Origin of the sequence: Paenibacillus sp. FSL E2-0151, assembly GCF_037993015.1 — a bacterium.
Classification (GTDB): Bacteria; Bacillota; Bacilli; order Paenibacillales; family Paenibacillaceae; genus Paenibacillus; species Paenibacillus amylolyticus.
On record NZ_CP150308.1, the window covers coordinates 3,379,585 to 3,393,691 of the forward strand.

Genomic DNA, 14,107 nt, shown 5'->3' on the forward strand with positions numbered 1-14,107 from the left:
AGTTATGTAACCGGTTACACATAGAGGAGAGCAACTTATGACAACAATTAAAGATGTAGCTCAACTGGCTGGCGTATCTGTTGCCACCGTATCCAGAGTCATTAATGATAGAGGTTATGTTCATGCCGACACACGCAAGAAAGTGGAAGATGCTGTGAAGGCGCTTAACTTTTCGCCAAATGAAGTGGCACGCTCATTATATAAGCGTAAATCCAAACTGATTGGCCTGTTGTTGCCGGATATTACGAACCCTTACTTCCCGCAGTTGGCCCGCGGCGTAGAGGACCGGATGCAGGAGCAGGATTACAGACTGATATTCGGAAATAGTGATGAGGATGAACGGAAGGAGCAGGATTACATCCAGACGTTTATCCAGAACAACGTGGTCGGTGTGATCTCTTCAACGAACTACCCTCATTCTTCGATATATGAAAAACTGAAGATTCCCGTTGTGTTTCTGGACAGAACTTCACTGGATCGTCCATCCGTGTATGCGGATGGCAGGGAAGGTGGAAGACTAGCTGCAAGGGAGATTATCAAACGCGGCAGTCGCCGGATCACAGTTATGCAGGGACCGTCACAGATCAGACCCGCTCAGGATCGTTTTGAAGGGGCGATTGAAATCATCCGTGATGCTGGGTTAGACTACCGGGTAATCCAGACGACCTCATTTTCAATTAATGAGGCAAGTGTGTGGGCTGAAGAATTATTCAGGAAGTATGCGGATACAGACGGGGTCATTGCGAGCAATGATATCGCAGCCATGGCAGTACTGCATGAGGCATCACGGATCGGAAGAAAGGTTCCTGATGACGTACAAGTGATTGGTTTCGATGATATTCCGATGAGCAGCCTGTTATCGCCGGCATTGTCCACCATCCATCAGCCAGCATACGAGATGGGAAGAGAAGCGGCGGGATTACTTATCCAGCTTGTGGAACAAGCTGCAATAGAGAATAAAAACATACAGTTGCCCGTGAGTTTCATCGAACGGGGCACTACGAGAAAGGTGAGATCAGATGGCTAAAATATGTGTAATTGGAAGCAGTTCAATGGATCTGGTTGTTACTTCATCAAGACGGCCGGGGGCGGGTGAAACCGTTCTTGGCGATAGCTTCAAAACGGTTCCTGGTGGCAAAGGAGCCAATCAGGCTGTTGCCGCTGCACGACTGGGTGCCGAGGTTGCGATGATCGGCCGGGTAGGCGACGATGCTTTTGGCAAAGATATTGTAGAGAACTTTAGAGCAAATGCTGTAAATACGCAAAATGTGAAACCGGTTACACATTTAGAAAGTGGTACGGCTCATATCATTCTGGCAGAAGGTGATAATAGTATCGTAGTGGTTGAAGCGGCGAATCGGGAAGTTACTCCTGCATATGTCGATGAAGCAGCTGAAGTGATCCGCGATGCAGATATCGTATTAATTCAGCAGGAAATTCCGGAGGAAACGGTTGTGCATGTGAGTGCATTGTGTGCAGAACTCGGAACACCGCTGCTGCTTAATCCCGCTCCGGCGAGAACATTGCCGCAAGAAGTGATCGACAATGCCGCATATATCACGCCAAACGAGCATGAAGCCGAGATTTTGTTTCAGGGCATGAGTCCTGCACATGCATTACGTCAGTATCCTAACAAGTTGTTCATTACGGAGGGCAGTAAAGGTGTACGGTACTTTGATGGCACTGAGGAAATTCTAGTCCCAACTTATAAAGTTGAGGCTGTTGATACTACGGGGGCAGGGGATACGTTCAACGCCGCATTTGCAGTTGCTTTGGCTGAAGGAAAAGCGTTACAAGAGAGTATACGCTTCGCCAATCGGGCTGCATCGTTGTCCGTCACCAAGTTCGGAGCGCAGGGCGGCATGCCGACGCGTGATGAAGTAGAGGAGAGCTTGTAATGAAAAGAAATGGCATGTTGAATAGTCACATTTCCAAGATTTTGTCTGATCTGGGCCATACGGACATGATTGCGATTGCGGATGCAGGTCTGCCGGTACCGGACGGGGTACTCAAAATTGATCTGGCCCTTAAACTGGGAACACCAAGTTTTCGCGAAGTGGTGGAAGCGATCGCAGAAGATATGGTCATTGAGAAAGTCATTGTGGCTGAAGAGATTTGCGAAGGCAATCCCGTAGCTATGCAATTCATCACAGAGAAATTCGGGGTAGAAGCAATTGATGCTTCCGTCAGCCATGAACAATTCAAAGCATTAACTCGGCAGGTGAAAGCGGTCATCCGCACAGGTGAAGCCACACCCTATGCCAATTGCATTTTACAATCGGGAGTCCATTTCGGTTAAAAGGAGGTTGCGTAATGCACATTCAGATGCAAAACATTCATAAAGCGTTTGGAACGAATCAGGTGCTGAGCGGAGTGGATTTTGAACTAAAGGATGGTGAAGTTCATGCCCTGATGGGGGAGAATGGAGCCGGCAAATCCACACTGATGAATATTCTGATTGGTCTTCATCAGCGTGATCAGGGAACCATCAGCATAGACGGAGAAGAAAACTATTTTGCAAGTCCGAAGGAAGCCGAGAAACTGGGTATCACATTCATACATCAGGAACTGAATGTATGGCCTGAAATGACGGTGCTGGATAACCTCTTTATTGGTAAGGAAATGACATCATCATTCGGATTGCTCAACACAAGACAAATGAAAGCGCTTGCCAAAGAACAGTTCGCCAAACTTTCCGTAGACATACCACTGGAACGTCCTGTGGGAGAGTGCTCTGTCGGGCAACAACAGATGATCGAGATTGCCAAAGCGCTAATGACAGATGCCAAGGTCATCATTATGGATGAGCCAACAGCAGCACTTACGGAGCGTGAGATCCAGAAGCTGTTTGGTGTAATCAGCTCGCTGAAGAAGGAAGGCGTATCCATCGTCTATATTTCTCACCGAATGGAGGAGATATTCACGATCTGTGACCGGATTACCATCATGCGTGACGGAAGAACGGTAGACACACAAGCTATTCCGCAGACAAGCTTTGATGAAGTGGTGCGGAAAATGGTAGGTCGTGAACTTACCGAGCGTTATCCCGTCCGGAATCCTTCTTATGGTGAAGTTGTCCTCGAAGTAAGGAATGCAAGCAGCAAAGGTCTATTCGAGAATATTAACTTCACCGTGAGAGCGGGGGAAATACTCGGTTTCTCAGGACTCATGGGTTCTGGACGAACAGAGATCATGAGAACCATCTTTGGTTTGGATACGTTGGATAGCGGTGAAATCTTCATCCGCGGCAAAAAAGCGAACATTCGTAAACCGGCAGATGCAGTGAAACATGGAATCGGGTTTATTACAGAAGACCGCAAGGATGAAGGGCTGGTATTAGACTTCTCTATTCGCGAGAATATGGCGTTGCCAAATCTGTTCAGTTTCTCAAGCAAAGGTTTCATCTCAACTTCGAAAGAACAAGACTTCGTAGATACACTGATCAAACGTCTACAGATCAAAACGCAATCCTCCGAGACGGCGGCAAGGAATCTATCCGGGGGTAACCAGCAGAAGGTGGTTATCGCGAAATGGGTTGGTATCGGACCAAGCGTACTTATCCTGGATGAACCTACCCGCGGAGTGGATGTCGGGGCGAAGCGCGAAATCTATGAATTGATGAATGAACTGACTGACCGCGGCGTTGCAATCATCATGGTATCGTCGGAGCTGCCTGAAGTGCTTGGCATGAGCGACCGGATCGCGGTTGTGCATGAGGGACACATCAGTGGCGAGGTTGCAAGGGAAGTAGCAACACAAGAACACATTATGACATTGGCCACAGGGGGACAGTGATATGACAACAATGCAGGAAAACAAAACGGCTAAAAGCGGATTCCGTTTCTCAAACGTGATACAAAAATTGGGACCGCTGCTTGGCTTAATCATTCTTATTCTCATCGTATCGGTGTTGAATCCCAGTTTCTTGGAACCGCTTAATATCTTGAATTTATTGCGTCAAGTCTCGATTAATGCGCTGATTGCCTTTGGTATGACGTTTGTTATCCTGACGGGTGGAATTGATCTGTCGGTCGGCTCAATCTTGGCTTTATCCAGTGCTTTTGTAGCAAATATGATGTTGTCTGGTCTCGATCCGATCTTGTCCATCATTATTGGTGTAGCACTCGGTGGTGTCATGGGTATGGTGAACGGACTAATGATTACCAAAGGTAAAATGGCTCCGTTTATCGCTACATTGGCAACCATGACGATATTCAGAGGACTGACATTGGTGTACACCAATGGTAATCCAATTACAGGGCTCGGGGATAACCTGTTGTTCCAACTGTTTGGCCGCGGTTACCTGCTGGGCATTCCGGTACCTGCAATCACGATGCTGATTACCTTCATGATTCTGTGGATTGTTTTGCATAAAACGGCTTTTGGTCGTAAAACGTACGCCATCGGCGGTAATGAGAAAGCTTCCATTATCTCGGGTATCAAAGTTAATCGCGTGAAAATTATGATCTACTCCCTGACAGGTATGCTCGCTGCTCTGGCAGGTGCAATTCTGACATCGCGTTTGAATTCAGCGCAACCAACGGCAGGTACATCCTACGAGCTGGATGCAATCGCAGCAGTTGTATTAGGTGGTACAAGCCTTGCTGGAGGACGCGGACGCATCGTTGGTACACTGATCGGTGTTCTGATTATCGGCGTGTTGAATAATGGATTGAACTTGCTTGAAGTAAACTCATTTTATCAAATGGTTGTAAAAGGTATCGTCATTGCCATTGCCGTCCTGCTGGACCGCAAGAAAACAGCATAAGGAGAGAAGCGAATATGAAAAAGTGGACTGTAACACTCATAAGTATGCTGATGATCATCGTTCTGGCCGGGTGCTCTCTGGAGCCACCGGAATGGGCGAAACCTAACCCAAACAAAAGTAATGGACAGAAGAAAATAGGTTTGTCGATATCTACACTAAACAATCCATTCTTTGTATCACTGAAGGACGGGGTAATGGCTGAAGCCAAAAAACAGGGAATACAGGTCATCGTGGTGGATGCGCAGAACGATTCGGCAAAACAAACCAATGATGTTGATGATCTCATTCAGCAAGGCGTTAGTGCACTGCTAATTAACCCTGCGGACTCTGCAGCGATCTCCACAGCGGTTCAATCCGCTAATAGTGTGGGCATTCCTGTGATCACGCTGGATCGCTCCGCAGATAAAGGCGAAGTGGCGGCACTAGTGGCATCTGATAACGTTAAAGGTGGACGCATGGCAGCTGAATATTTTGTGGAACAACTGGGTGAGGGAGCAAAAGTCATTGAACTTGAGGGTGTACCTGGCGCTTCCGCAACAAGAGAACGGGGTAAAGGTTTCCATGAAGTGGCCGACAAGCAACTTGATGTGGTTTCTAAACAATCTGCTGATTTCGATCGGTCCAAAGGATTAAATGTCATGGAGAACTTGCTACAAGGTAATCCTGACGTACAGGCAGTATTTGCCCATAACGATGAGATGGCACTTGGTGCGATTGAAGCGATTCAAAGCTCAGGTAAAGACATTCCGGTCATCGGATTCGACGGGAATGATGATGCAATCAAATCCATTCAGGATGGTAAATTGACAGCAACAGTCGCTCAGCAGCCTATACTGATTGGCCAACTGGCGCTGCAAGCAGCTCTGGATGTGCTCAGTGGCAAGCAGGTGGAGTCATCGATTCCCGCTGAATTGAAGCTGGTAACGAAGGAAAATGTGAATGAGTAAATCATCATAAAACATGTATCTTCTTGGACATGAACATAGAACTAAACCAAGCCGCTAATTTAGCGGCTTTTTTCATTTTGGAAGAAGCGTGCGGACATCACATCAATCAGATTATTGACTTTTTAAAAGCATATTAAAGGTGCCCCAATTGTATTAATATCCACTTTGTCTTTTTGGAGTGCTCCAAAAGAGCATTTTTGGATATGTATATCCAATCCATCCGTTGCTATACTAGCATGACGTTCTACACAGTCTTCACAATACATAAGGAGGAGCTAATCTCATTGATTCATTCCTGTTTGGAATAGAAAGAAGGTGGCTGACATGAAACATCTAGTAGAAGAAAATCTTCAAGCTGTAAGACAGCAAATGGCATTGGCCTGCCAGGCTTCAGGTCGCAACATAGAGGACATCAAGTTGTTGCTCGCGACCAAAACGGTACCGCTAGAGAAATTACAAATAGCTATTCAAGCAGGTGAGGTCCTGTTTGGAGAAAACAAAGCTCAAGAACTCCGAGACAAATTCCCACTCATGGAACAAAGCAAGCAGGTGGAATGGCATTTTATCGGACATCTGCAAACAAATAAAGTAAAGGACGTAGTTAAATATGTTACTCTCATCCATTCCGTAGATCGTCTGAAACTGGGTCAAGCGTTACATAACCAGCTTCTCAAAGAGAATAAGAGCTTAGACATTCTTGTGCAAATTAATACGTCCTACGAAGAAAGTAAATTTGGTGCCTCTCCAGAAACAGCCGTTGAGCTTGTAGAACAGTTGTCTCAATTCGAGACATTAAACGTGAAAGGTTTAATGACCATTGGAAAACTGAATGCGACAAACGAAGAAACACGACATTGTTTTCGATTGTTAAACCAGATCCGTACACAGATTAAAGAGAAAAATATTCCACGCGTAGAAATGGATATTTTATCGATGGGTATGTCTGGTGACTTCCAAGTCGCCATTGAAGAAGGAGCTACAATGATACGTGTAGGGACAAGTGTATTTGGTCAACGCTATTTACCGGACGAGTATTACTGGAATGAAAACACACGCATCGATGATTAAGTGAGAGGTAGTGTTAAATATGAAGACAGCATCCCCTTCGTTACGCGGCCGTGATTTGATATCTCCGGTGATCGCCGCTTTAATATCCGTAATTGTTAATTACGGGGGTACGTTTATCCTTGTTTTTCAAGCTGCAAAAGTGGCTGGTTTAAGCCCGGAAATGACCGCTTCCTGGATTTGGTCCATCTCGATTGGGGTAGGCGTAACGGGAATTTGGCTCAGTTATCGATATAAGGAACCGATTATTACAGCCTGGTCTACACCAGGTGTGGCGTTTCTCGTTTCAGCATTAGCGGTAACTCCTTATCCAGAAGCTATTGGCGCTTACATGATTTCAGCAGTCGGATTTATTATTTTAGGTTTGTCAGGCATGTTTGAACGTTTCGTTCGACTTATTCCCCCAGGCATCGCTTCCGGATTGTTAGCTGGTATTTTACTACAGTTTGGTATTTCGGCCTTTGGAGGGGCGAAGGTAGATCCTTTGCTTGTGATTGTACTGTTTGCAGGCTATATCGTGCTAAGAAGGTTTACTTCCCGTTACGCCATTGTTGGCATATTGGCAATCGGTTTGATTTATTTGATATGCATGGGGAAAACAGACTTCAGTACGATCCAATTAGCGGTCGCTTCGCCTGTATTTGTTGTTCCAGCATTTTCGTTAAATGCTTTACTTGGCGTTGCGCTACCGCTGTTCATTATTACCTTGACAGGGCAGTATATGCCCGGAATGCTTGTTCTGCGTAATGATGGATTCAAGACAAGTGCCAATCCTATTTTAGCTGTAACAGGTTTGGGTTCGCTTCTTGCAGCCCCATTCGGATCACATGCTTTTAATGTGGCAGCTATTACAGCAGCGATTTGTACAGGAAAGGATGCACATGAGGATTCAACCAAACGTTATATTGCAGGTATTGCTTGTGGTGTTTTTTATATTTTTGTCGGCATTTTTGGCGTAACATTGGCTGCTCTGTTTTTGATTCTTCCTGCTACCTTTATTGCAACATTAGCGGGATTAGCCTTACTTGGAACGATCGGTGGCAGTCTTGCCAATGCATTAACGGACCCTAAGGGACGTGAAACTGCATTGATTACGTTTTTGGCGACAGCAGCGAATGTGACTTTGCTTGGTGTGGGTGGTGCATTTTGGGGACTGTTTGCAGGAATGATGGCACATCTACTGATGAATAGTAAATTTCCCAAAAAACAACTTGGAACGAATAAATAACCGTAATATTGAGAGGAAGATGTTCATGAAACATTTGGAGAAGCAAGATAAAGTAATAGGAATGGCTGTCCAGCAAGAGCTTGGAAGGCAGCGGGATAAGATAGAACTGATTGCATCAGAGAATTTTGTAAGTCAAGCTGTGATGGAAGCAACAGGTTCGGTATTGACCAATAAATATGCGGAGGGGTATCCGGGCAGAAGATATTATGGCGGGTGTGAGCATGTCGATACAGTCGAAGAGATAGCAAATAGCCGCCTTAAAGCACTTTTTGGCGCTGAACATGCGAATGTGCAGCCTCACTCCGGTTCTCAGGCCAATATGGCAGTATATTTTGCCTCGGTTGAGATTGGGGACACAATACTTGGCATGAATCTATCCCAGGGTGGTCATCTAACCCACGGAAGTACTGTTAATTTTTCAGGTAGGTTTTACAATTTTGTTTCATATGGTGTCGATGCACAGACGGGCCGCATTGACTTTGACGAAGTACGTAAACTTGCTTATAAGTATCGTCCACGCATGATTGTTGCAGGTGGAAGTGCATACCCGCGGACCATTGAGTTTGAATTATTTGCCCAGATTGCCGCCGAAGTGGGAGCTCTTTTCTTTGTAGATATGGCGCATATAGCAGGAATTGTTGCGGCAGGTTTGCATCCTAACCCGGTACCACATGCCCATTTTGTTTCAACCACCACACACAAGACCTTACGAGGACCACGAGGGGGAGCCATTTTGTGCCGGGAATCCTGGGCAAAGGCGATAGACAAAGCTGTATTCCCGGGGACTCAGGGCGGGCCATTCATGCACGTTATCGCGGGGAAAGCGGTGGCATTAGGCGAGGCATTGCAAACCGAGTTCACAACATATATTGAAGGTGTTCTGAATAACGCCAACGTATTGGCAGAAACTTTAATGAATGAAGGACTTACCCTTGTATCGGGAGGAACAGATAATCATATCGTGTTGGTTGACTTACGAACTATGGGCCTTACAGGCAAAGAAGCCGAAGCTTTACTGGATGAAGTAGGGATTACGGCGAATAAAAATGCAATCCCTCACGATACGGCAAGTCCTTTGGTTACAAGCGGTATTCGTTTTGGAACTCCGGCTATGACTTCAAGAGGGCTTGGAGCCAGGGAAATGAAAGAAATCGCTCAGCTGATAGGGCTTGCTTTTAAAAATCCAAAAAACTCGGATGTGAAAAATCAAATATTAGGTAGTGTCCGTGAAATCACTTCGCAATTTCCTCTATATGAAGGGCTTAAATAGCTCAACAGCAGACACAAATAGAGCCTGCAATTGTTCCTAATGGATAACAATTGCAGGCTCGTAATGTGCTTGTTTATATTGAAACTTACTTTTTTGAACGAAGAGATATACCTTAATTGAGATTTAGGAGACGCCCTAGTAGGATATACCTACACGAGACTGTACATACTCATCAGACATTAATTGCTGATAAGCAAACTCCGCAGTATCGATTACAGATATAGAAGTTCCACCGTCAGGCAAATAGTCGCGCTCAACCCGGTACTTACCAAGAGATTCTCCATCAAATAAGTAGGTAGGACACACGATTGTCCATTCTAACTCTGAAGCCTTCAGAATGTTGTACATCTCCAGATGCTCTTCAGCTGCTCGCGTGGACTTACGTTTGGACTCAGGGGATTGAAAACGAAGCAAGCCAGGATCCGTTCGACTTTCCAATATTCCTGCTGTACCAACGGTAATGATTCTTTTGATACGCTCCTGAGCCATAGCCTCAACAATATGTCCCATGGATTGCGATAATGTAGTTGTTCCATCGGTACTTAAGGAACTAACAACGAGATCCACACCCTGTATGGCGTGATGAATATCCTCTTTGACTAAAGCGTTTCCTTGATGTAGAACGAAATTGTCATCGTTGATTTGTACCTTTTCCGGGCTTCTAACCAGTGCAGTTACATGATGATTGGAACGTAGGGCATTAGAGACGAAATGACTTCCAACCCGTCCGGTGGCTCCCAATACTAAAATTTTCATCCTAAAAAACATCCTTTCGAATCCGATTGGAGAGCATGTTCTCCATCATAGTACAATCTTTGCAAGTCGATGTATGCCTTCCTCAATCTGATCCTCATCCACTTTCGCAAAACCTAATATCCATCCCTTTCGATGACTCTCCAAGCAATATCTGCTAAGCGGATACACGCGTACACCTTGATCAAGGGCAGCATTTGTCAGCGCTTCTTCGTCAAATGACGTTTCAGATTCTAGAAGCATATGTAATCCCGTTTCCACACCACTTAATGTAAATCGTGAGCCTAGCCCAGAAGCAACAATGGCTTTGGTCATGACTTCGTGTCTGCGTCGATATATGTTCCGAACTCTTCTCATATGGCGCATGAAATGACCACGTTCAATAAAGTGAGTAAGCGTTAATTGTTCCATAATCGGCAGATGACGATACGTTAGTTCGTGTACTTGGGTAAGGCGATCGATGGCTATTTTGGGGCCGATGATAGCGGATAGTCGTATGCCTGGTGCAACCATTTTGGAAAAACTCATCATATAAAGCGTATTCTGGGGTTGCTGACTAAATATAGTTGGAAGCGGATCTCCACGGTACCTAAATTCGCTATCGTAGTCATCCTCAACAATCCAATATCGATGATGAGCTGCCAAGTGCATCAATTGTTGCCTGCGTGGCTCCGACATAATAACACCAACGGCGCATTGATGAGAAGGTGTGACAAATACGAGTTTCGTCTGTGGGTGAATATGATCTACACATAATCCATACTCATCGACTGGAACGGGATCGACTTGCATCCGGCGGTATTTCATCGCCATCCAAGCGGCTGGGAAGCCGGGATCTTCTACGGAAACTCTGTCTCCCTCACTTAAGAGTGCCTGGGCAATTAAATCAATGCTATGTTGTGCACCTGAGGTTAACAAGATTTGATCAACATCGATATGAATGCCTCGTTCAAGTGACAAATAACGTTGAATCTGTTCTCTTAACGCCAGTAACCCTCTGGCATCACCATAAGCCCAAAGACCCAGATCAGGTTCAGTGGAAGCTTGTAAAAAGGATTGCCTCCAGGCTTTTGTGAAACTTTCATCCAGATAAGGCTCGTGGGGATTAAAATCAATTTCTATTTTGCGATTGTCTCTATTGCCAAACCAACTATGCAGATGACCAATCGATTCGTTTAGTGTAGGCAATTCGGGCGGTATAGGCCCTTGCATCGTGACGTCTTCTGATGAACGAGGTGCATATGTCCAATCACTAACTCTTGTCCCGGCTCGTCGAGAGGTTACCGTATACCCTCGACTGAATAATTCCTCGTACACAATCTGTATGGTTGAGCGTGAAACACCAATTAATTGAGCAAGTTCACGTGAGGGGAGTAGCAATTCTCCTGGTTGCCATTTCCCGGTTGTGATATTATGAATCGCTTGATCCAAAAGTTGCTGCCAGATCGGGCGTTGGTCATTCCGATTAACTTTTAGCATTGCTTCAACTCCATTACTCATGCTGAATTATGGACTGCATTTATTTATGTACTTAGCCATGTTATTGGCAATCCATTGATTGATATACCATTATAGCAAAAGTTTAATTTGCAAACAAAACAAAGCTGGACTAAAGGGATTTTTACTGTGTGTCCAACCTATTTGGGTTGGTCCTGCTTGGTTCATACTCGATTCATATTCAAGCCACAGACAGTTCATCTTCTTCGGTTACACTACGGGAGTACTAACACAGAGATTCCTAATCCATAGACTAGACAGGAGAAGATGAGATTGACACGAAAGAAACGAACTTCTATCGCCGCCATAACCTTGGTGTTTGCAATGATGTCCCCAATGTCGGCCATGGCCACACCTGCTACCAGTAACGGTAATAACCCTACGTATGATCTAACTAAAAAGGCAGTAAGTGCAAAGGCCAAGGTACTCACTGAATCATACGCTACGACAAGTGTGCAGTACGCACTGATGGATGAGGGTGAGATTGTGATCTCCGGTCAGGCAGGCAACAATGATCTGAAAAACAACATCCCGCTTTCTTCAGATACCATGTATGGCATTGGTTCAACCAGCAAAATGGTGCTCACCACTGCCGTAATGAAGCTTGTTGACCAAGGCAAGATCGATCTCGATGAGCCTGTCGTGAAGTATATTCCAGACTTTAAAATGAAAGACAAGCGTTACCAACAGATTACACCACGCATGTTACTGAATCATTCATCCGGACTTCTCGGAACGTCAAGTAACAGTGCAATTCTGTTTGGAGATAATGATACCTATGCACATGATACGTTACTGGATCAATTGGCGACGCAACATCTGAAGGCCGATCCTGGCGCATACTCGGTGTATAGCAATGACGGTTTTACATTAGCTGAAATTCTGGTTGAGCGGGTCAGCGGCATGGACTTCACAACTTTCATGCACCGGTACATAACTGAACCCCTTGGTATGGAGCATACCAAAACACCGCAGGATATTGTGGACTTTAGCCAGATGGCAGCAACATATGCCCCTTCGCATGAGGAGCAACTCCCATTAGAGACTACAAATATGATTGCCTCGGGAGGCATCTATTCCACCGCTGAAGATCTGGTTCAGTTCTCGAAAATCTTTACAGGTGATGTTGAAGGTGTTCTTTCGGAGGAATCCGTAGAGGCCATGGAGCAAGAAGAATACAAGAGAGGCATGTGGCCAGAAGAAGGCGATTCGTCCATTGGTTACGGCCTAGGCTGGGACAGCGTGAACCTGTTTCCTTTTAATGATTACGGCATCCAGGCAGTAAGCAAAGGTGGCAATACAATCACCTATCATTCCTCCTTGATTGTGTTACCGGAGTATAATATGGCTGCTGCCGTAACCTCTTCGGGTGGTCATAGCTCAACGGATCAATTGCTGGCAACTGAGCTGTTGCTTAGTGCGCTTGAGGAGAAGAATATCATTCCAGAGCGTAAACCGGAGAAGTCACATGGTGCACCGGTGAAAACAACCATGCCGAAGGAACTTACACAGCACACAGGCATGTACGCGGGTGGGGCAAACATGTTAATGAAGCTGGACGTAAAAGATGACGGGCAATTAACGCTATCTAATCTGTCGTCTCCTAACAGTTCTGATCAGACCTATACGTACACCGCTGATGGATCATTTGTTAATGATGCGGCTACGGAAAAGCTGAAGTTCGTTCAGGAAGTCAATGGGAACACATACTTGTGGTCTCGCTCGTATCAGTCTGTGCCTGGGCTTGGGCAAGTTGCTTCCTCTGAATATAAGGCAGAAAAGCTTGAAACCAATGAATTGTCTGCAGAAGTAAAGGCCGCATGGCAGAAACGAGAAGGCAAAGCCTACGTCTTGGTCAATGAAAAATACACATCAACACTGTACAACGCAGCGATGCCGATGATTCCCATTCATACTTTTAATGAGCTGCCGGGTTATGTCTACACGAATAAAATCGTTGGAGCTAACCAAGCTGTGAACCAATTGCAAATTCCTGGATTAGCGGGCCGTGACACTATGGAGTTTAATTTCTATGAGGAAAATGGCGTGGAATATGTTACAGCTGGAGGCAACGTTTATGCTGCTCAAGACATCATCAAACCGATCTATGCGGGAAAACAATCGAAGACAACGATTCAGGCGAATGGTCATGCCACATGGTATTCGATTCCAGCATCAGCAACAGGTAAAGAAATGACGGTCAAGATGTCTGCAAACAGCGCATTTGCTGTATATAACCAAGCTGGCATAGGCATTAATCATACAGTGGTCAGTGGACAAAACGAAATTGTGTTGCCTGAGAACGGAACTATTGTATTCGCGGGTGAAGCTGGTTCGAAGTTCGAGATTGTATTGACAACCAGAGCAAATTAATAGATTATAAAAAACTGTACAATAAAAAGTCGCGGAAATCGCGGCTTTTTTTGAGTTTTAAATTTTAAATAATACGTTTTAAAGTAAATGTACCTTTTTTCAGATTCACAATGTAATATTGGGTTTCGCGAAGCTTACTTAAAGGGTAAGTATTAAAAGGACTTTTACTGGTTGGAAAAAAATGATGGAGGAAAATGTTGCAAGTG

The 14,107-nt window shown here is 45.2% G+C and carries 12 protein-coding genes; 10 read left to right on the forward strand and 2 right to left on the reverse strand.

What is annotated here, in order from left to right; translation table 11 throughout:
- Positions 1–37: 37 nt before the first annotated feature.
- From MHI55_RS15410 to glyA, 9 genes are all read left to right on the forward strand, one after another.
- Complete coding sequence (locus MHI55_RS15410) at positions 38–1,027, forward strand: LacI family DNA-binding transcriptional regulator (protein ID WP_076212070.1); 990 nt, start codon at positions 38–40, stop codon at positions 1,025–1,027.
- Entirely contained in the window at positions 1,020–1,898 is an 879-nt protein-coding gene (rbsK, locus tag MHI55_RS15415) for a ribokinase (RefSeq protein WP_340390495.1), read from the forward strand. The genes MHI55_RS15410 and rbsK overlap by 8 nt, the downstream gene beginning before the upstream one ends.
- Positions 1,898–2,299, forward strand: a complete 402-nt coding sequence (rbsD, locus tag MHI55_RS15420; protein ID WP_017688515.1) for a D-ribose pyranase — start codon at positions 1,898–1,900, stop codon at positions 2,297–2,299. The genes rbsK and rbsD overlap by 1 nt, the downstream gene beginning before the upstream one ends.
- A 14-nt stretch (positions 2,300–2,313) precedes the next feature.
- Positions 2,314–3,795: a sugar ABC transporter ATP-binding protein gene (locus MHI55_RS15425; RefSeq protein WP_340390496.1), complete on the forward strand. Its 1,482-nt coding sequence runs from the start codon at positions 2,314–2,316 to the stop codon at positions 3,793–3,795.
- A 1-nt stretch (position 3,796) separates the two neighbouring features.
- The gene (gene rbsC / locus MHI55_RS15430) at positions 3,797–4,768 is read left to right on the forward strand and encodes a ribose ABC transporter permease (protein WP_036615973.1); all 972 of its coding nucleotides are present in this window, start codon (positions 3,797–3,799) and stop codon (positions 4,766–4,768) included.
- Positions 4,769–4,782: 14 nt separating this feature from the next.
- The gene (gene rbsB / locus MHI55_RS15435; RefSeq protein WP_036615972.1) at positions 4,783–5,715 is read left to right on the forward strand and encodes a ribose ABC transporter substrate-binding protein RbsB; all 933 of its coding nucleotides are present in this window, start codon (positions 4,783–4,785) and stop codon (positions 5,713–5,715) included.
- Positions 5,716–6,039: 324 nt separating this feature from the next.
- Complete coding sequence (locus tag MHI55_RS15440) at positions 6,040–6,783, forward strand: YggS family pyridoxal phosphate-dependent enzyme (RefSeq protein WP_339308445.1); 744 nt, start codon at positions 6,040–6,042, stop codon at positions 6,781–6,783.
- 19 nt (positions 6,784–6,802) lie between these two features.
- Positions 6,803–8,008 (forward strand): benzoate/H(+) symporter BenE family transporter, encoded by a 1,206-nt coding sequence (locus tag MHI55_RS15445; protein WP_101313745.1) that lies wholly within the window; start codon positions 6,803–6,805, stop codon positions 8,006–8,008.
- Between the two features lie 25 nt (positions 8,009–8,033).
- Positions 8,034–9,278: a serine hydroxymethyltransferase gene (glyA, locus tag MHI55_RS15450; protein ID WP_076327916.1), complete on the forward strand. Its 1,245-nt coding sequence runs from the start codon at positions 8,034–8,036 to the stop codon at positions 9,276–9,278.
- A 135-nt stretch (positions 9,279–9,413) separates the two neighbouring features.
- Here the strand turns inward: glyA and MHI55_RS15455 are convergent, their stop codons facing one another.
- Both MHI55_RS15455 and MHI55_RS15460 read right to left on the reverse strand, forming a co-directional pair.
- A complete protein-coding gene (locus tag MHI55_RS15455) occupies positions 9,414–10,034 on the reverse strand; it encodes an SDR family oxidoreductase (RefSeq protein ID WP_340390497.1) in 621 nt (206 codons plus the stop codon).
- A 45-nt stretch (positions 10,035–10,079) separates the two neighbouring features.
- The gene (locus MHI55_RS15460; protein WP_340390498.1) at positions 10,080–11,510 is read right to left on the reverse strand and encodes a PLP-dependent aminotransferase family protein; all 1,431 of its coding nucleotides are present in this window, start codon (positions 11,508–11,510) and stop codon (positions 10,080–10,082) included.
- Between the two features lie 285 nt (positions 11,511–11,795).
- Between MHI55_RS15460 and MHI55_RS15465 the strand changes: the two genes are divergently transcribed.
- Positions 11,796–13,901 carry a serine hydrolase domain-containing protein gene (locus MHI55_RS15465; protein ID WP_340390499.1) on the forward strand — a complete coding sequence of 702 codons (2,106 nt, stop codon included), beginning with the start codon at positions 11,796–11,798 and terminating at the stop codon, positions 13,899–13,901.
- The last annotated feature ends 206 nt before the right edge of the window (positions 13,902–14,107 follow it).

Bases quoted from the DNA above. Each gene is read 5' to 3' on its own strand.
- MHI55_RS15465 (WP_340390499.1), top strand. From the start codon at position 11,796: ATGAGATTGACACGAAAGAAACGAACTTCTATCGCCGCCATAACCTTG.
- MHI55_RS15425 (WP_340390496.1), top strand. From the start codon at position 2,314: ATGCACATTCAGATGCAAAACATTCATAAAGCGTTTGGAACGAATCAG.
- MHI55_RS15440 (WP_339308445.1), top strand. From the start codon at position 6,040: ATGAAACATCTAGTAGAAGAAAATCTTCAAGCTGTAAGACAGCAAATG.
- MHI55_RS15455 (WP_340390497.1), bottom strand. From the start codon at position 10,034: ATGAAAATTTTAGTATTGGGAGCCACCGGACGGGTTGGAAGTCATTTC.
- rbsB (WP_036615972.1), top strand. From the start codon at position 4,783: ATGAAAAAGTGGACTGTAACACTCATAAGTATGCTGATGATCATCGTT.
- MHI55_RS15460 (WP_340390498.1), bottom strand. From the start codon at position 11,510: ATGCTAAAAGTTAATCGGAATGACCAACGCCCGATCTGGCAGCAACTT.
- rbsD (WP_017688515.1), top strand. From the start codon at position 1,898: ATGAAAAGAAATGGCATGTTGAATAGTCACATTTCCAAGATTTTGTCT.
- rbsK (WP_340390495.1), top strand. From the start codon at position 1,020: ATGGCTAAAATATGTGTAATTGGAAGCAGTTCAATGGATCTGGTTGTT.
- rbsC (WP_036615973.1), top strand. From the start codon at position 3,797: ATGACAACAATGCAGGAAAACAAAACGGCTAAAAGCGGATTCCGTTTC.
- MHI55_RS15445 (WP_101313745.1), top strand. From the start codon at position 6,803: ATGAAGACAGCATCCCCTTCGTTACGCGGCCGTGATTTGATATCTCCG.
- MHI55_RS15410 (WP_076212070.1), top strand. From the start codon at position 38: ATGACAACAATTAAAGATGTAGCTCAACTGGCTGGCGTATCTGTTGCC.
- glyA (WP_076327916.1), top strand. From the start codon at position 8,034: ATGAAACATTTGGAGAAGCAAGATAAAGTAATAGGAATGGCTGTCCAG.